Here is a 19,811-nt window from a genome sequence, read left to right on the forward strand (position 1 = left end):
GGTCACAGCTCCTTGCGGATATCGACGATGCGCAGGATGCCCGCGACCATCAGAAGAACGAGGATGAGCAGGATAACGGCATTTGCGGCCGCCGCGGGATATTGCAGCAGCGACATCTGGTTCTTCATCATCAGTGCCACCGACGCGCTCTGCCCACCGGACATCACCTGAACCGTGGAGAAATCGGCCATGACAAGCGTCACGACAAAGATGCTGCCGATCGCCATGCCGGGTTTGGCAAGCGGAATGATAACGTTCCAGAGGGTCTGCCAGCCAGTCGCCCCGGCATCGCGCGCCGCTTCGATCAGCGATTTGTCGATGCGCATCAGCGTGTTGAAGATGGGTGTGACCATGAAAAGCGTATAAAGATGCACCATGGCCAGCACCACGGCAAAATCCGAATAGAGCAGCCATTCGATTGGCGCAGGTACGATGCCGGCGCTGACCAGCGCGCTGTTGACCAGCCCGTTGCGCCCGAGAACGGGGATCCAGGAAATCATGCGGATGATGTTCGAAGTCAGGAAAGGCACGGTGCAGACGAGGAACAGAACCATCTGCATGGTGGTGGTGCGGATATGAAAAGCGAGGAAATAAGCGACCCAGAAACCGCAGAACAGCGTGATCGCCCAGACGATGGCGGCGAATTTCAGCGTGTTGATATAGGTTTGCCACGTGACCCAGGAACCGAGCGTCTCGGTATAGTTGAAGGTCACGAAACCCGGATACATCTGGGCAAAATCATAATCCCAGAAACTGACGACGGCGATCATGACGATCGGTAAAAGCAGGAAAAAGCCGAGGATCAGGAAAAGCGGTGTGGCCTGAATATAGGACACAAGCTTCTGCGGCAGGGCGAAGCTGCGGGACGGCTTGTCCTTTTTTTCGCTCACGCCGATGAATCTGACTGTCACCAAGGCTTTTCTCCTGCTGGCTGCCTGTGAAAGAGAGGCCGCGTCGGCGCGGCCTCATGTCTGCGAAAGGCGAGAAGATCAGGCCGCGATGAACTCGTTCCAGCGACGAACCATGTAGCGGTCCTCGTCCATGACGGAGTTCCAGCAGGCGACCTTGCCCATGCGCTCCTGGAACGAACCGCCGTCGCGCACTGCACCGGCCTTTTCCATGACCTTGCCATCAGGCGCGATGATATCGCCCTGCGCGGGCTTGCCTTCGACCCAGTAGCCCCACTCGTCGGCCGACATATGTTCCTTGGCCGTATCCATGGCGGCGGAGTAATAGCCCTGACGATTGAGGTAGGCGCCGACCCAGCCGGAGGTGTACCAGTTGATATACTCATAGGCCGCATCCAGCTTGGCACCGGAGAGGTGCTTGGCAAGGCCAAGGCCGCCACCCCACGAGCGATAGCCTTCCTTGAGCGGCTGATATTTGCAGGCGATGCCCTTGGAGCGAACCGCGGCGACGGCGGGCGACCACATGGACTGGATCACGACTTCACCCGACGCCATGAGGTTGACGCTTTCATCGAAGCTCTTCCAGAAAGCGCGGAACTGCCCGTCCTTCTTGGCCTTGATGAGGAAGTCGATGGTCTTGTCGATCTCCTCCTTCGTCATGTTGCCCTTGTCGGCATATTTGATGTTGCCCATGGCTTCCATGATCATCGCCGCATCCATGATGCCGATGGAGGGGATGTTGAGGATAGAAGCCTTGCCCTTGAACTTGGGGTCCATGATATCGGCCCAGCTGGTGATATCGCGGCCGACGAGATCGGGGCGAATGCCGAGCGTATCGGCATTGTAGATGGTCGGAACCATGGTGAAATAATCGGTTTCGCTTTTCGCAAACTTCTTGTCGCCGGGCTTTTCGACGAAACCGACCGTGTGCGGGGCGGTACCCTGGGCCACGACGCTACCGGGCGTCAGCTTGCCGTTTTTAAACAGCGGAACGATCTTGTCGTAATATTTCAGCTTCTTGATTTCCATCGGCTGAATGACACCCGCCGGGTAGACCTTCTTCAGGATCCAGTATTCGATATCGGCGATATCGTAGGAGTTCGGCTGGGTCACGGCGCGCTGCGCGGCCGCATCCGAATCCGTCGCCGTCATCTCCAGTGTGATACCGAGATCAGCCTTGCACTTTTCGGCAATCGCATTGAGGTTCGAAACACCCGTGCCGAACTGGCGGATCGTGATCGGGTTCTGCGCCCATATGGTGGGGAAACCGGTGACAAGGCCGGAGCCGATGGCCGCGCCTGTTGCGGCGGCACCTGCTTTAAGAAGGCCGCGGCGGGACAGGCCCTTGTTGCTGTTGGAGTTGTCGGTCATTTCAAAGTTCTCCTCTGGTTATTTTTGGGGTCACTTCTCTACCCGGCCGAGCACGATGGCATCGGCCGCATTCCATGAAAGCGGTATGGCGTCGCCGGTCTTTACCGGCTTTTCGAAGAAGGCGACGTCGCTGAGGATGGCGTTGAAATCCTCAATGCCCGCGCCGGTCACGGCGATCTTCACGCTTGCACCGCGATACTCGACATTCGAAACGATGCCGGTAAAACCGAAACCGGGTTGATCCGCCTCGCCGACGCGCACACGGTCGGTACGAACGGCGATATCGACCGCGCCGTCATCCGGGGCAACGCCGCCTGCCGTGAAGGTGCCGCCGCCCGCAACCTCCAGCGTGACGAGATCGCCGTTCTTTTCCTTGAACCGGCCGGAAATGACATTGTGATCGCCCATGAAGCGGGCGACGAAAGCGGTGGCCGGGCGCTCAAACAGCTCGCGCGGCGTCGCTGCCTGCTCGATGCGGCCATCATTCATGACGACGATGACGTCGGCCAGCGCCATTGCCTCTTCCTGACTGTGTGTGACGTGAACAAAGGTGATGCCGAGCGAGGTTTGCAGCTTCTTCAGCTCGGCCCGCATACGGATCTTGAGGAAAGGATCGAGTGCCGAAAGCGGCTCATCCAGCAGCAACGCCTCGGGGTCGGTGATAAGCGCGCGAGCCAACGCCACGCGCTGCTGCTGCCCGCCGGAAAGCTGGGCCGGGCGCCGGGTGGCATAGGGTTCGAGCTGCATCAGCCGCAGCATCTCCAGCGCCTTGGCGCGGCGCGCTTCCTTGTCCACCCCCTTCATCTTGAGGCTGAAGGCAACGTTGTCGACAAGATCGAGATGCGGAAACAGCGCATAGGACTGGAACATCATTGCCGTGCCGCGTTTGGCGGGCGGCAGATCGGTGACGACCACATTACCAAGCCTGACATCGCCGCTTGAAATGCTTTCGTGGCCGGCGATCATTCGCAGTGTCGAGGTCTTGCCGCAGCCCGAAGGACCAAGCAGGCAGCAGTAACTTCCTGCCGGTATCTTGAGGCTTATGGCATGCACCGCGGTGGTGTTGCCATAAATCTTGGAAACGGAAGCGATGTCGATTGCTGCGGCTTTGCTCATGAACACTCTCCTGCGACGTCTTTGTCATGCAGGAGCCGTGCCAATCGGCTTTGCCATTGATATAAAAAGTGAATTTCGATGTGCCCACCGGTCCCGTCACCGGCCTGCTCAAATTTACATCGATTGTTTTCGATTTGGTGCGGAAATTGTATGCGATCTGAGCGACCGACAGCGAAACATGAAATCGGGAAAAGAGTGCCATCGAAACGAACTGGCTGACACCACTGGAATGGCGGACATTTTCCCGGCAAACACAACATAAATGCTACTGCCGACGCACGCACCGCTCCGGTCGCGTGCGTCGGTACTTTGCTTAGATCATGCCAAGGAACTGCTTGAGTTCCGGCGTCTGGGGATTGGCAAAAACATCTTCCGGCGGCCCGATCTCGTGCACGCGGCCCTGATGCATGAAAACAACGCGCGAGCAGACGTCGCGGGCAAACTTCATTTCATGCGTCACCATCAGCAGCGTCATGCCTTCCTTTGCCAGTTCGCGCACGACGGCCAGCACCTCAGACACGAGTTCGGGGTCGAGCGCCGAGGTAATTTCGTCACAGAGAAGGGCGATAGGCTGCATGGCAAGGGCGCGGGCAATCGCCACGCGCTGCTGCTGGCCGCCGGACAGTTCATCCGGATAGGCATCGAACTTGTGCGCCAGCCCGACACGCTCCAGCATCCTGCGCGCCGTCACCTCGGCCTCCGGCTTGGTGACCTTTTTCACCACCATCTGCGAAAGCATGACATTGCCGCCGGCCGTCAGATGCGGAAAGAGATTGAATTGCTGGAAGATCATGCCGACCTTCAGCCGCAATGCCTTCAGATGCAGCTCATCGTCCAGCAACTGCGCACCTGCCACCTGGATCGAGCCGGCGCTGATCGTCTCCAGTCCGTTGATGCAGCGAAGCAGCGTCGATTTTCCGGAGCCGCTTTTGCCGATGATGGCGATCACCTCGCCGGGTTCGACATCCAGATTTATGCCCTTCAGCACCTCATTGTCGCCAAAGCTCTTGTGGACTTCAGTGATTTCGATGAGCGACATTGAGCTTCCTTTCTAGGAACTGGCTGGATTTCGACAGCGGCCAGCAGAGGGCGAAATAGATGAGAGCAACCAGCCCATAGACGGTGAAGGGCTGGAAGGTGGCATTGGTGACGATCGTGCCGGCCTTGGACAGTTCAACGAAACCGATGATGGAGGTGAGTGCTGTGCCCTTGACGACCTGTACGGAAAAACCGACCGTTGGCGGAATGGCGATCTTCAGCGCCTGCGGCAGGATGACGTAGCGCATCTGTTGCAGGCGGCCCATGGCAAGGCTGGCGGACGCCTCCCACTGGCCCTTCGCAATCGCCTCAACGCAGCCACGCCAGATTTCCGCAAGGAAGGCAGCGGTCCAGAGGATAAGCGCCACGCCAGCCGCAAGCCAGGCCGGAACATCGACCCCGAGGAGACCGAGGCCGAAAAAAGCGATGAAAAGCTGCATCAGCAGCGGGGTGCCCTGAAAGACTTCGATATAGATGCGGGCAGCGCGGTTCAAAGCCCGGCGCGGGCTGATGCGCAACCACAAAAGCACGATGCCCACCATACCGCCGCCGATGAAGGAAACGAGCGATAGCAACAGCGTCCAGCGGGTGGAGAGCAGCAGGTTGCGCAGAATGTCCCAAAAGGTGAATTCAGTCATCGTGCCGCCCTCCTCGGGAAAAGAAAGCTGCCGAGCGCCAGCATGCCCTGCCGCAACAGGATGGCGAGCAGCAGGTAGATGACGGTTGACAGGATGTAGGCTTCGAAGGCGCGGAACGTGCGCGACTGGATGAAGTTCGCCGCAAAGGTCAGGTCTTCCACCGCAATCTGCGAAACGACGGCCGAGCCGAGCATGACGATCACCACTTGCGAAGAAAGCGCCGGCCAGATGCGTTGCAGCGAGGGTGTAAGCACCACATGGCGAAACGTTTCGAAGCGCGTCATGGCAAGACTCGCACCCGCCTCGAACTGGCCCTTCGGCGTCGCCTGAATACCGGCGCGGATGATCTCGCAACTATAGGCGCCCAGATTGACGATCATCGCCAGATTGGCCGCGGTCAGCTCTGTAAGCTTGAAACCAAGCGATGGCAGGCCAAAGAAGATGAAAAACAACTGGATCAGAAAAGGCGTATTGCGGATGAGCTCCACATAGGTGCCGACGATGGGCTTCAACCATAAAGGTCCGAGCGCCCGGGCCCATGCGCAGGCGATGCCAAGTGAAACGCCGACCACGCCGCCGACCAGCGTGAGTTGGCTGGTAATGGCGATGCCTTTGGCAATTTGTGGCCAATATTCGCCAAGCCACAGGAAATCAAATTGATAGCTCAAGAAACAGTCCCCTTGCGCCGGTGGAGAAAGGCGTCATCCCGGCGGATCCGGGATGACCATGGCAGACGATGATCAAAGGTCTTTCGGCAGATCCTGGCCAAGCCACTTGGTGGCGATCGCATTCAGCGAGCCGTCGGCCTTGGCCGCAGCTACGGTGGCGTTAACCTTTTCCAATAAGGCCGGCTCGTTCTTGTTGAGGCCGATGTAGCAGGGAGAGTTCTTGATGAGGAACTTCAATTCTGGACGCTTCGGGGGGTTCTTGGCGAGGATGGCGGCTGCAACCACGTTGCCGGTCGCGACAACTTCCACCTGGCCCGAAAGGAAGGCCGAGATGGTGCCGTTATTGTCCTCGTAACGCTTGATGGTGGCGTCCGAAGGCGCGACCTTCGTCAGTTCCAGGTCCTCGACGGCACCGCGCGTGACGGCGATGGTCTTGCCCTTAAGGTCTTCGGCCTTGGAGATCGCGACGTCGGCCGGGCCGAAAACGCCGTTGAAGAAAGGCGCGTAAGCATCAGAGAAATCAATAACTTTTTCACGATCTGCATTCTTGCCGAGGCTGGAGATAACGAGATCGACCTTGTTGGTCTGGAGATAGGGAACACGGTTGGCACTGGTGACCGGGACGAGTTCCACCTTCACGCCCAGCTTGTCGGCGATCATCTTGGCCATGTCGATGTCGTAGCCCTGCGGGGTCATATCAGCAGCAACGCTGCCGAAGGGCGGGAAATCCTGCGGTACGGCCACACGCAGCGTGCCGCGTGCGGTGATGTCGGCAAGGGCATCCGCCTTGGCGGGCGCGGAAAGACCAAAGGCGGCAGCCATGGCGGCGGCAGCGATGAGGGTCCGTCTGAAGATCATATGTCATTCTCCTTGTGTTGATTGTGTTGCATGTGAATTTTATCCGGATCGCCGCCATTCATTTCCGGTAGGGCGAGCGACCGGCGAAGGCCGGCGAGAGGATCGGGGCGTCGTGTGAGGTCGAGGCCGGTTTCCACCTCGTCCAGATGCTCGATGGAAAGCTCCGCCGCCCTCACGAAATCGCCCGCAGCCATCGCGTCGAAGATACGGCAATGCCCCTCATGGGACTGGAGGGCATGAAACTCCGACTGGTAGAGCATGGAGATCAGAATTGTCCGGGCGGTCAGATCGCGTAGCAGCTCGATGAGCACGGCATTGCCGCAAAGCTCGGCGATGCGGATATGAAAATCGCCCATGAGGCAGGTAAGGCGCTGGCGGTCACCTGCGGCTATTGCGACTTTCTCTTCCTCAAGATGCGCGACGAGGACCTTGCGCCCCTCCTCCGACAGCATCCGCATGCTGCGAAGCAATCCGGATTCGATAATCCGCCGCGCCTCATAGATGGTCATCGCCTCCTCGGCGGAGGGCTCGACGACGAACCACCCCCGCCGCGCGCTGACATGGACGATGCCACGTGTTTCCAGCCGCATCATCGCCTCCCGTACCCGCGTACGTGAAACGGAGAAGAGTCCAGCCAGCTGATTTTCGCTGAGCCGCGTGCCCGGCCGGATGCGCGCTGAAAGAATGCCGGAAACGATGGCTTCTTCGATGTTTATCTGACGGTCCTGCTTGGTATGTAAATCTTGCATACAAGACTGAAAGCAAGGCCCGTGCCAGAACCGATATTGTTTTAAAATCAAAATGCAGCGAAAAAGCTCGCGCCTACCCGCTCAAATTTTGAGCAAGAAAATCGACAAACATCAAAAAAAACGCAGAGCTGTGCAAACTTGACGGTACGGCCGTCGCGGTTTCGTTCTAACCGGCTTTGAACCGGTCGAATGCCGTCAGATACTTGACCGTGGGATCGGCGTCCCAGCGGTAAATTTCGGTTCGGAGGAAATGCAGCTCTTCTTCGAGCTTTTCCTCCGCCAGTTCCACCCACCAGGATTTCGGCCGGCCATCGGAACCATCAGACCAGCGATAGCCCCGCTTTTTCAGATGATCCTTCATGTCGAACGGGCTGTTCTCCGCGTAAATGCGAACCCGGGAGTGCTGGCTGGCTTCATGGAGTTCCATGAAGGGCGTCCCGCTTTGGCCGGCGCGTACCTGTTCCAGCACCTCCAACAGAGCGAAACAATCGTCGACTGCTCGGTGGCCGTCATGGAAATAGCCGGATTGCCCGATGAGGTAGGCGAGCTTGCTGCCCTCAAAACCCCGACCACTCCAGTCAACCTCAGAGACGGAGCAGGCCCAGGCCTTATTGCGGAAGATCGGCGAGAAGGCCTCGCAAAACGGACGATCGAAGCCGGCATTGTGGGCAATGATCAGATCAGCACCTTCAACCAGGGAGGTCAGCCGGTCGATGTCTATCGTTTGTCCGGCAACCATTTCATCGGTGATACCCGTCAGGCGCGTGATTTCTTCCGGAATGGAAGTGCCCGGCTGTCGCAGACCGCCATAGACCCCGGTGACATCGCCGATCGTGCCCTGATCGTCGAATGTGAAGGTAATGACGCCGATTTCGATGATCTCGTCAGTTCGGTGGTTGAGGCCCGTGGTCTCGGTGTCGAGGATCACGCCCTGACGTGGAAACCCCGGTCGCGGCTGCTCGCATATCGCGCGCGCCTGCAACTTGCGCAGGACGCGGTAATTCCCTGTGGATTCGAGATGTGCGGCCAGAGCCTCATCTTCAGGAACCGATTTCAGCGTCGTTTCACGACCACCCGCTTTTCGCCCGCGCTCAGCCTGAGGAAGCCGCGCCGTCGCGGAAGCGAAAAAATCCAACTGGGAGGTCATTGTTCTTCTGTCCGCTTTGACCGGAAATCGATATTGAGTTTTCCAACATATGCGCAGAGGCTCACACTAACAACAGCGGTTGCCGTGATCCACAGAAACCGGGCGGCGTCCGTTTGGCATTGCCCGCATCGGATTCAGAAAGGGGGCGGAATGTTCCGCCCCCTTTCTGCATTACCGTTATCGATTGAAATACCCGTGGTCAGCGTGTGTGGTGAACCGGTTGCAATGCATAGACAGGTGTAGGAAGCCCCTCCATGCGCGCTTTCAACTGCAAGGCGAGATATTGCGAATAATGCCGCGACTGGTGCAGGTTGCCGCCGTGGAACCACAGCGCCTCCTGCTGCGTCGGCTTCCACATGTTGCGCTGCTCGCCTTCCCACGGCCCCGGGTCTTTCGGCGTGTCCGAACCGAGACCCCAGACCTTGCCGACCCTGTCTGCCGTTTCCTGATCGATGAGATCGGCGACCCAGCCATTCATCGAACCATATCCCGTCGCATAGACAATGACGTCAGCAGGAATCTCCTTGCCGTCAGCGAGCTTGATCGAGTTTTCGGTGATCTCGTCCACCTGACCGGCGGCAAGCTTCACCTTGCCATCGATGATCAGCTGCGAGGCGCCGATATCAATATAATAACCGGAGCCGCGCCGCAGGTACTTCATGAAGAGGCCGGAGCCATCCGCACCCCAGTCTAACTGGAACCCGGCTTTCTCCAGTGCGGCGTAAAAATCGGCGTCGCGCTCCCGCATCTTGTCGTAAAGCGGGATCTGGAACTCATGCATGATCCGGTAGGGCAGCGACGCGAAGATGAGATCGGCCTTCGCCGTCGTCACCCCATTCGCCAGGGCCTGTTCGGAATAGAGCGCACCGAGCCCTATATCCATCAGCGTATCGGATTTGACGATATGGGTGGTCGAGCGCTGGATCATGGTCACATCGACACCCGCTTCGTGGAGTGCGGCGCAGATATCATGGGCCGAATTGTTGGAGCCGATCACGGCGACCTTCTTACCCTTGTACCCATCCGGCCCCGGATGCTGCGAGGAATGGTGCTGATCGCCGTTGAAGCGCTCGCGCCCCTTGAAATCAGGAATATTAGCCTTGCCGGACATGCCGGTGGCAAAGACCAGTTGCTTTGGCCGGAGCACGACTTCCTCGCCATCGCGATCGACGACGATCGACCATTCCTTCGCCGCCTCGTCCCACTTGGCGGATTTGGCAGTGGAGCGGGTCCAGTAGTTCAGTTCCATCACCTTGGTGTAGAATTCGAGCCAGTCACCGATCTTGTCTTTGGGGGCAAAGACCGGCCAGTTCTTCGGAAAATCGATGTAAGGCAGATGGTCGTACCAGACCGGGTCATGCAGGCAGAGCGACTTGTAGCGCTTGCGCCAGCTGTCACCCGGCCGCTCGTTCTTTTCGAGTATGATCGTCGGCACGCCGAGTTGGCGCAACCGGGCGCCGAGCGCGATGCCGCCCTGTCCACCGCCGATGATGACGGTATAGGGCTGCTTGTCATAACCGAGCGTGCGCGCTTCCTCCTCGCGCTCCTCCATCCAGGTTTTGGCACCAAGGTTCTGGCCGTGCCTTGCGCCGAGCGGGCGGGTGAAGCCCGATTTTTCCTCATGGCCCTTCAGTTCGGAAAGCGCCGTCAGCAGCGTCCATATCTGCCCGTTCCTGAAGCGCACGAGGCCGTAGCCGCGCCCTGTCGCCGTCTCGAAGGTGATCCAGCTTTCAAGCACACCATCCGCCTCCGTTGCCTCCTCGCCGGTAGCGATGCGCCAGTTTGTGGGTCTGGCCGTCGAAAGCTGCGCCTGCAGCATGTCGCGCACCTGATCGCGACCTTCAACGGTCTTGATGTTCCAGGTAAAGGCAACGAGGTCGCGCCAGTAGCAATCCTCGGCAAACAGATTAACGGCATCATCGATGCGGCCAGCTTCGAGTGCTGCCCCGAACGTATCGAGAAGCGCCTGAAGGCGGGTGGTGGGGGTCTTGTCGAGCATGTATTCCTCCTCCTGCTCAATGTGGAAACGGGACGGCTCCTCAACCGCCCCGCACTTCAAATCGGCCTATCGCGACAGGTCGATCAGGATCTTCAGATGTTTGCCGGCCGGGTCGAGCAGCTGGTCGAACCCTTCCGTGACCGCCTCGCTGAGTGAGACGTTTTTGGTAACGATCCGGCTCGCCGGGATCTGGCCGCTGGCGATCAGCCGGGCAACACGCGGCCAGTAGTGAGTCGGATAGGCCCAGGAGCCGCGGATATCGATGTCCTTGAAGGTCACGTCGAACCAGTTCAGCGGGTTTTCGCCGGGGTGGAGGCCGGTCTGCACCACAACGCCCTGCTTGCGCACGGCATCGGCGCAGTTCTTCAGCGCATATTCATTGCCGACGCATTCGATGGCGACATCGCAGCCAACATTGCCTTCGGTCTCGGCGCGGATGACATCGCCCACCTTTTCCGTCTTGGGATTGATCGTGCGCACCTCGCCAAGCGCCGCCCGCGCCAGCGCCAGACGCGTGTCGTTGAGATCGGAAAGAAATATCTGCGAGGCACCGGCCGCCCTGGCGGCCATGGCGACGAGAATGCCGATCGGCCCGGCACCGGTCACAAGCACGCTGCTGCCGGCCGTGACACCGCCACGGTCGCAGGCATAAACCGCGACTGCCGTCGGCTCGATGAGGGCCGCTTCCTGATCGGAAAGCGCATCGGGTATCGGCTGGACGTTATAGTCGTTGAGAAGAGCCGCCTGCGCCATGCCGCCGGAATGCCAGGACAGACCGGCGAGAGCGAGATTTGTGCTCAGGTGATAAAGACCGCGATCAGCATAATAGTCGCCATGACGCGGCATGATGAGCGGCTGGATCGATACCCGGTCGCCGGGCTTTACATGGCTAACGCCCTCGCCTACGGCCTTTACGACACCGCCGAATTCATGACCGAGAATTTGCGGCCCGTGCGCGCCGGTGAAAGGATGCGGCTCCTTCGGCACGAAGATCGGGCCATAGGCATATTCGTGCAGGTCCGTGCCGCAGATGCCGCAGAACTTGTTTTCGACGAGCACCTCACCCGGACCGGGCTCGGGTGGCGTATCCACATCCTCGATGCGTAGGTCCTTGGCGGCGTGAAAGCGCAGTGCCTTCATTGCATTTCCTCCTGTAGTTCTTGCACAGAAGGATCAGCAAGCGGCATGCCAGAATGGCTTGCGCCATATCTTGAAGTATTTTCAATTGGTTACAAATTCAGCTCTTAGGCTCGCCGGCAGAATGCAACAGGTTCCGTGCAACAGGTGTTGCAATGGTCGCACCGGTTCGGACGCAGTCAATTCAGGCGTTTGAGACGGCGGTGAATGGTGGAGCGGTTGACGCCGAGGCTTCGCGCCAGCGCCGAGACGTTGTTGCCGCAGTCCTTCAGCGCCCGGCGCAGATCGTCGTCATCGCGCAAAGCATCATCGGTGGCGACTTCGGCAAAGAGGTGTTCAGGCAGGCAACCCGGATCGATCTTGCCGCCATCGGAAAGCGCAGCTGCAACCCGCAGTGCATTGAAGAGTTCGCGCAGATTGCCCGGCCAGTCATGGTCAAGCAGAATTGCCCGTGCCGCCTTATCGATCCTGTAGGTCTCGCCGTTTTCCTTCTCGATGCGGCGGAGAAACTGATCGATCAGCCAGCCGAGATCCTCGCGCTCCCGCAGCGCCGGCAGCGTCACCGTTGCGGCGTTCACGCGATAATAGAGGTCCTGCCGGAAACGGCCTTCCTTCACCAGTTCGGCAAGATCGCGGTGCGATGCGGACAGTACTCTCAGACGCACCGGCTTGGCTTTCAATGCGCCAACCGGCTGCACCTCGTTTTCCGAAAGCACGCGCAGCAGGCGGCTTTGAAGAGAAAGCGGCATGTCGCCAATCTCATCCAGGAACAAAGTGCCGCCACTTGCCTCCTCGATGAGACCGCGCTTGCCTTTCTGGCTGGCGCCGGTGAAGGCACCGGGCGTATAGCCGAACAATTCGGATTCGATCAGATGCTCCGGGATTGCCGCACAATTGACGGCGACGAAATTACCGTCGCTGTTGCAGCTGTCATGGATCGCCCGTGCCAGATATTCCTTGCCGCTGCCCGTCTCACCCTGAATGAGGATGGGAATATCGCGGGCGGCAAGCTTTGCTGCCCGCGCCTGCACCTTTTCCATCGCCGGATCGCCGTTGCTCATGTCCCTCAGCGCTCGCGGCAAGCGTGGCTCAGGCTTGACAGGAGCGCGAATGCTGACGGCGGGCGCGATCGCGCTGGCAAAAAGCACCAGACCGTTGCGGGCGCGCAAAAGCCGCTCGCCATTCGGCCGCCCGCGCATGAAGCGCGGCAGGTCGTCCACATCGATATCGAAGACCGAGGAAATCGGCTGGCCGAGAAAATCGCGGGTGGCAAGCCCGTGCATGTTCATGGAGCGCGCCAGCGCGCCGAAGCCACCATGGGTCATGCCGGTGATACGTCCGCTGCCATCAAGGGCGATCGCCGCATCGGGATCGACGTCAAGAAACTCAGGTGAACGGGCAAGACGCAACACCCAGTCATTGCGGGTGCGGGTCATGAGATTGGCAAGCTCGATGCGCCGCGCGGTGGAGGCAACGAGATGCAGCGCCAGTTGCTGGCTGGCCTTGGCCGTCGGCGAGCGCAGCTGGGAAATGTCGAGCACGGCGGTGAGATCGCCGAGCGTATCGAAGACGGGCGCCGCAGTGCAGGTCAGCCCGATATGGCTGGTATCGAAATGGTCATCCTGATGGATGATCACCGGCTCGCCGGAAACGAGGCAGGCGCCAACGGCGCAGGTACCGGCCCGGTTTTCCGACCATTCCGAGCCAAGGTAAAGCCCCGCCCTCCGCAACTGGTTGTCGAAGGTCGGGTCGCCCATGAAATCGACGGTAACGCCGCGCGCATCCGACAGCAGCAGGACGTAATTCTGCTCGGCAATCTGGTTGAACAGGGCTTCGAGACCGGAGCGGCCGATACGGATGAGCTCCTCGGCCTGCTCGCGATGCTCCCGAAGCTTCAGCTCGGGCACGATATAGGCTTCCTGCGCAATCGTTGGGTCGAGCTTGTAGTCATTGAGGCAGCGCAGCCAGGACTGGATGACCGGCGTATCACGCGGGCTGACCGCGCCCATGCCGACAAGTTCGATCTCCCGTATATGCGACAGCGTCGATACCATGCACGCATCCTCCGGCACGGATGGTCGCATATTAGGAGATCGCCCACAATCCACCTCTTACGGTGGTTCGGTCGTTCGAAGCGATGTAACAGTCTCGAATGCGACCGCCTCAGGTGTTTGGGCGATTGATAATGTTCTCGCAATTGGCCGGATTGCCGATGATTTCGCTGGTCTTGATGGTGGAAGCGGGATCCGCGGTGATCTTGATGATGCAGTCGCGGCGATGCTCCTTGATCTTCATGCCTTCCGTTTCCGATATCCGCACCTGCCCGTTCAAGGTGCGGATTTCCCGCTTGTTGGAGAGGCCGGCATAGGTCTCAACATCCACCTTCAGCCAATAGGATTCCGTCGCACCCTTTTCGATGATCACCTTGTTAGGACGGCCGAGTCTGGCGATAGCCGCATCCAGGGGCTGGCCCACGAGGCTCGCCACCGTTCGCGATGCGTCCGTCTGCCCGGTCGTGGCGCAACCAGAAATAGCGGCCAGCACGCCGACCAGACATCCCGTTTCAAGCCATCTCATTTTCAGTTTTCTTCCCTCACAGAATACCATCAGCCGACACGTTCCGTCGTCAGCGTTGCAATCTAGGCTCCATAATTTTGCTCTGAAAGGAGGTGCGACCCAGATGCTGATCAACTTGTTATGATCGACAGGGTCATACAGGTGTTCTCATCTGTTGCGGAACACGGTGCAGGGAATGCCGGCCTGGCGGATTTCGCCGCAAAGCTCGTTGGCCTGGCCGCGTGTATCGCGGCCGATGCGGGCGGCATAACGCGGGCGCGAACCGAAATTGCCGCCTCGCTGCCGCACGATCAAAGCCCGCTCGGCATTAAGCGGCCCGGATAGTTGGCCAATGGCACGGGTAAAAAGCCGGTTCGCCACCGCCGGATTATAATGCGCGGCAAGCTGCACGCCCCAGGGCGCCCAGTCGGCCGACGAGATGAGGACAGGATCGTTCATCGTTCGCGTATCGGCCAGACGCAGACAGGCATCGATGAAGGAGCGGGTCTCATCCAATGCCGGGGCCGCCTTTTCCGGCGGATTGTCCTTCCATTTCTCAACCGGATATCCCGTTATCGCAAACACATAATCCCGGGTTTCCGTCGGCAGCCGACCGGTCGCGATAAAATTCCGCAATCCCGCCTCGCCCGCATTATAAGCTGCGGCGGCGAGACCGAAATTGCCAAACTGCTTATTCAACTCGGACAGATACCGGGAAGAGGCCTCGAGTGCGGCGATTATGTTGAAGCTGTCTTTGAGACCACGCAGCTTTGCGGTTCCAGGCATGAACTGTGCTATGCCTTCCGCGCCCTTCGGGCTGACCGCATTGGCCCGGAACAGGCTTTCCCGCCAGATGAGCCGGGCGAAGTAATCCGGCGGAACGGCGTGGCGCCCGGCCAGAACCTCGATGGCGTGACAGAGGTCGTTATTGTAGCTTTCGACACGGATGCACAATTCCGGCGCGACATCATGGGTGTAGGCGCAGGAGACTTTGCCATCGGCCTTCTCCTCGGCCCCGGTCGTGCCACTGGCAAGCGCCAGCAACCACAGAGCAAGACTCACGCAGCGTGTCGATATCCCCGCCAAGCAAAACTCCCCGCAAATCCCACGCCCGATACGCCGATTATCAGGCATTCTGCAAGATATGCCCAGACCTATGGCTCTTCTTCAATGGAAGCTTCGGTTTGGGCCTTGCCGAGGCTTCCATGCGTCCAGAATAAAGGTCGCATTTCCGCGTCGGCAAGGCCATCTTGTGTGCTTAGAAGTCCTGCCAATCCTCATGTTCGACGGCAACTGCAGCGGAACCGCGCACCGCAAGCGGGCGGGATGCCGGGCGACGCGGAGTGGCAAAGGTAGCCTGCTGCTCGAAGCCGCTCCGCGACGACGATGTCGAGTGCGATGCGTCATCGAACCGGAATTGCCCTAAAAGCTCAAACAACGCTGCCGCTTCCCGTGCAAGGCTGTGGCTGGCAGCCGTCTGCTCCTCAACCATCGCGGCGTTCTGCTGCGTTCCCTGGTCAACGGTGTTGACCGCCTGATTTATCTCGGCGAGCGCGGTCGACTGTTCGCGCGCGGCATCGACGATCGCTACGACATTTGTGTTGATGTCGCGCACCTGTTCCGCGATTTCCTGCAAGGCAGAGCCCGCTTTGGTAACAAGGCCAACGCCGTTTTCAACCTGCGTACCAGACGCGTTGATCAGGCTCTTGATTTCCTTTGCGGCCGTCGCCGAGCGTTGCGCAAGTTCGCGAACTTCCTGCGCGACCACGGCAAAACCCTTGCCTGCTTCGCCTGCGCGGGCAGCTTCCACGCCTGCATTCAGCGCAAGCAGATTGGTCTGAAAGGCAATCTCGTCGATAACGCCGATAATATTCGAAATCTCACGCGACGATTTTTCGATCTGGTCCATGGCACTGATCGCATCGCGCACAACCTGACCTGAATGTTCGGCGTGGTCGCGGGCACGGCCGACGATTTTTCCAGCCTCTTCCGCCCGGCGGCTTGAATCATTGACGGTGGTGGTGATCTCCTCGAGGGCCGCAGCCGTCTCCTCGATAGAGGCGGCCTGCTGTTCCGTACGTCTGGCGAGATCGTCGGCCGCGGATCTTATTTCATTCGACCCCGAAGAAATGGCGCCGGCATTTTCAGAGACCAGCGTCATGGCCTTCTTGAGCTTTTTCGAGGCTGCGTTGAAGTCGGACCGCAATCTTTCAAGCGAGGGGATAAAGGGTTTGTCGATGCTCTGCGAAAGATCACCGTCAGCCAGATTGGTCAGGGACTGCGCGAGCTTTTCGACATTTTCAACACGTCCGGTCACGTCGGTGGCAAATTTGACGACCTTGAACACCTTGCCGGACAAATCGAAGATCGGATTATAGGAGGCCTGAATGAAAACCTTGCGACCGCCCTTGCCAAGCCGCATGAATTCATCTGCCACCAGATCGCCGCCGGCAAGCCTTTTCCAGAATTGCGCATATTGCGGGGACTGTGTGTAGGCGGGTTCGCAGAACATCGAATGATGCCTTCCCTGCACCTCGGCGAGCGAATAGCCGAGCGCCGCCAGAAAATTCTCGTTGGCCGTCAGGACCTCGCCGTTCGGAGAGAACTCGATGATGGCCTGCGCCCGCGACAGGGCGTCGATCTTGCCCGCATCTTCCGCCGCCTTCAGCTTGCGCTCGGTAATATCCGTGGCGATCTTGACCACTTTCACCGGCTTGCCGCGACGATACACCGGATTATAGGAGGCCTCGATCCAGACTTCCCTGCCACCCTTGCCAATGCGCTTGTACTGCCGCTGATCGAACTGGCCGGCCGAAAGCTTTGACCAGAAGGCCTTGTAGTCCTGCGATGACACGACTTCAGGTTCAACGAACATGCTGTGATGTCTGCCGACTATTTCCGCCAGCTCGTAACCGAGCGCACGACAGAAATTCTCGTTGGCGGCGAGAATCTTTCCGGCCATATCAAACTCGATGATGGCTTGAGATTTGGAGAGAGCGGCAAGAACCGCGAAAGCATTGGCACCACGATCAAGAAAACTCACGCGCGATCCTCCGATGGCAGCTGGACAGTTTCTACTGAAAATCGTTTACCAACAATATGATTACATTATTAAATAATATTTAAGGATAATCTTGACGTTGATCACGCGAGTTGATGGTACGGGCGAAATTTGGGCAATACGCGTCTTCCTGCCGCAAAAATCTGCACATTAGATCAAGCACGCGCTTCACGTTACAAAGAGACATTGTTTCATATTTATTCTTCAGAACGGGCGCTGCTGGGCCCGGCATATGATGCCTATCGCCGAAGGGTGAGGCGCTGGATTTAAATATCCATGCGCGTCGTGTTTGATCATCGCGCCGGCACCGTCATGACGCACAACCTTTATTCCTTTGCAAAATTGCACCTTCCCCCTCCTTTCGGAACGATCGGCGCATGGCGACATTGTTTACCGAATGGGGCTTTCTTTTGGGAGGAACACGCCGTGAAGAAGAACATGATCTGCATCTGGTACGATAGGGATGCCGAGGCCGCAGCCAGATTTTATGCCGAGACCTTTCCCGACAGCACCGTCAATTCCGTCTATCGGGCGCCGGGCGATTACCCCTCCGGAAAGGAGGGGGACGTGCTGATGGTGGAATTCACGGTGGCAGGCGTCTCCTGTATCGGCCTTAACGGTGGACCGACATTCAAGCACACCGAGGCTTTCTCGTTCCAGATTTCTACTGAGGACCAGGAAGAAACGGACCGATACTGGAATGCCATCGTCGGTAACGGCGGAGAAGAAAGTGCCTGCGGATGGTGCAAGGACCGATGGGGCATCTCCTGGCAGATCACCCCGCGGGTGCTGATGGAAGCAATGTCCGCCGGCGGCGCCGAGGCCAAACGTGCCTTCGCGGCAATGATGGATATGAAGAAAATCGACGTCGCCACCATCGAGGCGGCACGTCGGGGTTGATGCTAACAGATCATTCAGCGACAAGTAGCGAAGAAAGACATTTCAAGTAAAGAACTGAAAAACCACGGAAAATCAGATAAAACCCGTTTATCTGATTTTCCCTGGACGCCTATGCGTGCCTGTACCTTCACTCATCACAAAACGTTCAACAAAGTGTAAGCGATCCGTCAAAGACGGCTGCTAGCAGAGCCCGTGGCTTCGTGTTGGGGACGTGACGTCCTCGCCGGTCATGCCATTACTCCATCAACGGGGCTCAACTTATGAAATCTTCCGCTCTGACCTCTTTCGTGGCAGGCGTTGCCATTGCCGCCGCCTTCGGCGCCACGGCTGCCCACGCAGAAAAGACCAAATTCGAATTCTGGCACGGCCTTTCCGGCGATCTCGGCGACCGCGTTCAGGAAACCTGCAAGAAGTTCAACGACTCCCAGGCTGAATTCGAAATCGTCTGCACGTCGCAGAACGACTACGACGCCACGCTGCAGAACACCATTGCCGCCTACCGCGCCAAGAAGCAGCCCGCCATTACCCAGATCTACGATGCCGGCACGCTGGACATGATGTTGTCCAAGGCTTTCGTTCCCGCCAAGAAGCTGATGGCCGACAACGGCTACAAGATCGACTGGAACAACTATTTCCCCGGCATTGCCAATTATTATGCAACGGCTGACGGCGAGCTGAACTCCTTCCCCTATAATTCCTCCACCGCGGTCTTCTATTACAATGTCACCGCTTTCGAAAAAGCCGGCATCACCTTCAAGCCCGACACATGGGAACAGGTTGAAGAAGCCGCCCGGAAGCTCAAGACGGCCGGTTTCGAATGCCCGCTGGCCTTTAATTTCGACACCTGGATGCTGATGGAACAGTTCTCTGCCATCCACAACCAGCCAATCGCCACCAAGGGCAACGGTTATCAGGGCCTCGACGCCGAACTGACGATCAACAAGACGAAGTTCGTTGATCAGGTCAAATTCTTCAAGAAGATGCAGGACGAGAAGCTGTTCGTCGTCAAGACCAAGCAGCTCGGCATGGACATCCTGCCCGCTTTCACCTCGCAGACCTGCCAGATGTTCATGTCCTCGATTGCGGGCCACGGGACCGTCGGCAAGACCATGCCTGAGGGCGTGAAGTGGGACGTCGCCATGCTGCCGATCTGGAAGGGCACCGAGCGCCACAACTCGCTGGTTGGCGGCGCTTCGCTCTGGGTCATGGCTGGTCGTCCGGAAGCTGAATACAAGGGTGCGGCCGCATTCCTGAACTTCATCGCGCAGCCTGATATGGTTGAGTGGTGGTCGACCGTTACCGGCTACATCCCGGTCACCAAGACCGGCTTCGACGCCATGAAGGCCAACGGCTTCTACGACAAGGCGCCCTACAAGGGCCGTGAAAAGGCAATCGAAAGCCTCACGTTTACGCCGCCGTCCGAATATACCCGCGGCATCCGCCTCGGCGGCTTCACGCAGATCCGCAAGGAAGTCTCGACCTCGCTCGAAGCCATCTTCATGCAGAACGCCGATATTCAGACCGAACTCGACAAGGCTGTCGAGCGCTCGAATGCCGGCCTGCGCCGCTTCGAAAAGACCTATGCCGGCGCCAAGCTGAACTAAGCGGTCCTTTTCGCCTGGGTTTGCCCGTCTCCGCGCGGGCAAACCCTTAATGCCATTTTCT

17 protein-coding genes are annotated in these 19,811 nt (G+C 58.7%); 2 read left to right on the forward strand and 15 right to left on the reverse strand.

From position 1 onward, the window contains the following. Positions 1-2: 2 nt before the first annotated feature. The 15 genes from G6L97_RS14595 to G6L97_RS14665 all read right to left on the reverse strand — a co-directional run bounded on the left by G6L97_RS14595 (position 3) and on the right by G6L97_RS14665 (position 17,228). Positions 3-914, reverse strand: a complete 912-nt coding sequence (locus G6L97_RS14595) for an ABC transporter permease (RefSeq protein WP_019566429.1) — start codon at positions 912-914, stop codon at positions 3-5. Between the two features lie 75 nt (positions 915-989). After that, entirely contained in the window at positions 990-2,279 is a 1,290-nt protein-coding gene (locus tag G6L97_RS14600; RefSeq protein ID WP_174003152.1) for an ABC transporter substrate-binding protein, read from the reverse strand. A gap of 30 nt (positions 2,280-2,309) precedes the next feature. Beyond that, positions 2,310-3,395: an ABC transporter ATP-binding protein gene (locus G6L97_RS14605; RefSeq protein WP_019566430.1), complete on the reverse strand. Its 1,086-nt coding sequence runs from the start codon at positions 3,393-3,395 to the stop codon at positions 2,310-2,312. A 313-nt stretch (positions 3,396-3,708) separates the two neighbouring features. Continuing rightward, positions 3,709-4,434 (reverse strand): amino acid ABC transporter ATP-binding protein, encoded by a 726-nt coding sequence (locus G6L97_RS14610; RefSeq protein WP_019566431.1) that lies wholly within the window; start codon positions 4,432-4,434, stop codon positions 3,709-3,711. Beyond that, complete coding sequence (locus G6L97_RS14615) at positions 4,412-5,071, reverse strand: amino acid ABC transporter permease (RefSeq protein ID WP_019566432.1); 660 nt, start codon at positions 5,069-5,071, stop codon at positions 4,412-4,414. The genes G6L97_RS14610 and G6L97_RS14615 overlap by 23 nt, the downstream gene beginning before the upstream one ends. Next, positions 5,068-5,739: an amino acid ABC transporter permease gene (locus G6L97_RS14620; protein ID WP_111802988.1), complete on the reverse strand. Its 672-nt coding sequence runs from the start codon at positions 5,737-5,739 to the stop codon at positions 5,068-5,070. The genes G6L97_RS14615 and G6L97_RS14620 overlap by 4 nt, the downstream gene beginning before the upstream one ends. Before the next feature lie 72 nt (positions 5,740-5,811). Beyond that, on the reverse strand, positions 5,812-6,597 hold the full coding sequence (locus tag G6L97_RS14625) for a transporter substrate-binding domain-containing protein (RefSeq protein ID WP_060642688.1): 786 nt from the start codon (positions 6,595-6,597) through the stop codon (positions 5,812-5,814). Continuing rightward, positions 6,594-7,346: a GntR family transcriptional regulator gene (locus tag G6L97_RS14630; protein WP_003517798.1), complete on the reverse strand. Its 753-nt coding sequence runs from the start codon at positions 7,344-7,346 to the stop codon at positions 6,594-6,596. The genes G6L97_RS14625 and G6L97_RS14630 overlap by 4 nt, the downstream gene beginning before the upstream one ends. Before the next feature lie 166 nt (positions 7,347-7,512). Beyond that, positions 7,513-8,493 (reverse strand): 3'-5' exonuclease, encoded by a 981-nt coding sequence (locus G6L97_RS14635; RefSeq protein WP_174003155.1) that lies wholly within the window; start codon positions 8,491-8,493, stop codon positions 7,513-7,515. Between the two features lie 199 nt (positions 8,494-8,692). Then, the gene (locus tag G6L97_RS14640) at positions 8,693-10,492 is read right to left on the reverse strand and encodes an NAD(P)/FAD-dependent oxidoreductase (RefSeq protein ID WP_003517801.1); all 1,800 of its coding nucleotides are present in this window, start codon (positions 10,490-10,492) and stop codon (positions 8,693-8,695) included. 66 nt (positions 10,493-10,558) lie between these two features. After that, complete coding sequence (locus G6L97_RS14645) at positions 10,559-11,632, reverse strand: 2,3-butanediol dehydrogenase (RefSeq protein ID WP_112681980.1); 1,074 nt, start codon at positions 11,630-11,632, stop codon at positions 10,559-10,561. A gap of 176 nt (positions 11,633-11,808) precedes the next feature. Next, positions 11,809-13,683 carry a sigma-54-dependent Fis family transcriptional regulator gene (locus tag G6L97_RS14650; RefSeq protein ID WP_174003157.1) on the reverse strand — a complete coding sequence of 625 codons (1,875 nt, stop codon included), beginning with the start codon at positions 13,681-13,683 and terminating at the stop codon, positions 11,809-11,811. Positions 13,684-13,792: 109 nt separating this feature from the next. Beyond that, complete coding sequence (locus G6L97_RS14655; protein WP_127966347.1) at positions 13,793-14,206, reverse strand: hypothetical protein; 414 nt, start codon at positions 14,204-14,206, stop codon at positions 13,793-13,795. A gap of 147 nt (positions 14,207-14,353) precedes the next feature. Beyond that, positions 14,354-15,247, reverse strand: coding sequence for a lytic transglycosylase domain-containing protein (locus G6L97_RS14660; RefSeq protein ID WP_174003189.1), 894 nt, complete (start codon positions 15,245-15,247; stop codon positions 14,354-14,356). Positions 15,248-15,443: 196 nt separating this feature from the next. Continuing rightward, the gene (locus tag G6L97_RS14665) at positions 15,444-17,228 is read right to left on the reverse strand and encodes a methyl-accepting chemotaxis protein (RefSeq protein ID WP_003517811.1); all 1,785 of its coding nucleotides are present in this window, start codon (positions 17,226-17,228) and stop codon (positions 15,444-15,446) included. Between the two features lie 444 nt (positions 17,229-17,672). On the opposite strand from G6L97_RS14665, the gene G6L97_RS14670 reads away from it, so the two are divergent. Together G6L97_RS14670 and G6L97_RS14675 are read left to right on the forward strand one after the other, a co-directional pair. Continuing rightward, positions 17,673-18,146 (forward strand): VOC family protein, encoded by a 474-nt coding sequence (locus tag G6L97_RS14670; protein ID WP_025595986.1) that lies wholly within the window; start codon positions 17,673-17,675, stop codon positions 18,144-18,146. 260 nt (positions 18,147-18,406) lie between these two features. Beyond that, positions 18,407-19,750 carry an extracellular solute-binding protein gene (locus tag G6L97_RS14675; protein WP_003517816.1) on the forward strand — a complete coding sequence of 448 codons (1,344 nt, stop codon included), beginning with the start codon at positions 18,407-18,409 and terminating at the stop codon, positions 19,748-19,750. The last annotated feature ends 61 nt before the right edge of the window (positions 19,751-19,811 follow it).

It is taken from the genome of Agrobacterium tumefaciens, assembly GCF_013318015.2.
In the GTDB taxonomy this organism is placed as follows: Bacteria; Pseudomonadota; Alphaproteobacteria; order Rhizobiales; family Rhizobiaceae; genus Agrobacterium; species Agrobacterium tumefaciens.

Bases quoted from the DNA above. Each gene is read 5' to 3' on its own strand.
- G6L97_RS14600 (WP_174003152.1), bottom strand. From the start codon at position 2,279: ATGACCGACAACTCCAACAGCAACAAGGGCCTGTCCCGCCGCGGCCTT.
- G6L97_RS14605 (WP_019566430.1), bottom strand. From the start codon at position 3,395: ATGAGCAAAGCCGCAGCAATCGACATCGCTTCCGTTTCCAAGATTTAT.
- G6L97_RS14610 (WP_019566431.1), bottom strand. From the start codon at position 4,434: ATGTCGCTCATCGAAATCACTGAAGTCCACAAGAGCTTTGGCGACAAT.
- G6L97_RS14615 (WP_019566432.1), bottom strand. From the start codon at position 5,071: ATGACTGAATTCACCTTTTGGGACATTCTGCGCAACCTGCTGCTCTCC.
- G6L97_RS14625 (WP_060642688.1), bottom strand. From the start codon at position 6,597: ATGATCTTCAGACGGACCCTCATCGCTGCCGCCGCCATGGCTGCCGCC.
- G6L97_RS14630 (WP_003517798.1), bottom strand. From the start codon at position 7,346: ATGCAAGATTTACATACCAAGCAGGACCGTCAGATAAACATCGAAGAA.
- G6L97_RS14635 (WP_174003155.1), bottom strand. From the start codon at position 8,493: ATGACCTCCCAGTTGGATTTTTTCGCTTCCGCGACGGCGCGGCTTCCT.
- G6L97_RS14640 (WP_003517801.1), bottom strand. From the start codon at position 10,492: ATGCTCGACAAGACCCCCACCACCCGCCTTCAGGCGCTTCTCGATACG.
- G6L97_RS14645 (WP_112681980.1), bottom strand. From the start codon at position 11,632: ATGAAGGCACTGCGCTTTCACGCCGCCAAGGACCTACGCATCGAGGAT.
- G6L97_RS14650 (WP_174003157.1), bottom strand. From the start codon at position 13,683: ATGGTATCGACGCTGTCGCATATACGGGAGATCGAACTTGTCGGCATG.
- G6L97_RS14655 (WP_127966347.1), bottom strand. From the start codon at position 14,206: ATGAGATGGCTTGAAACGGGATGTCTGGTCGGCGTGCTGGCCGCTATT.
- G6L97_RS14675 (WP_003517816.1), top strand. From the start codon at position 18,407: ATGAAATCTTCCGCTCTGACCTCTTTCGTGGCAGGCGTTGCCATTGCC.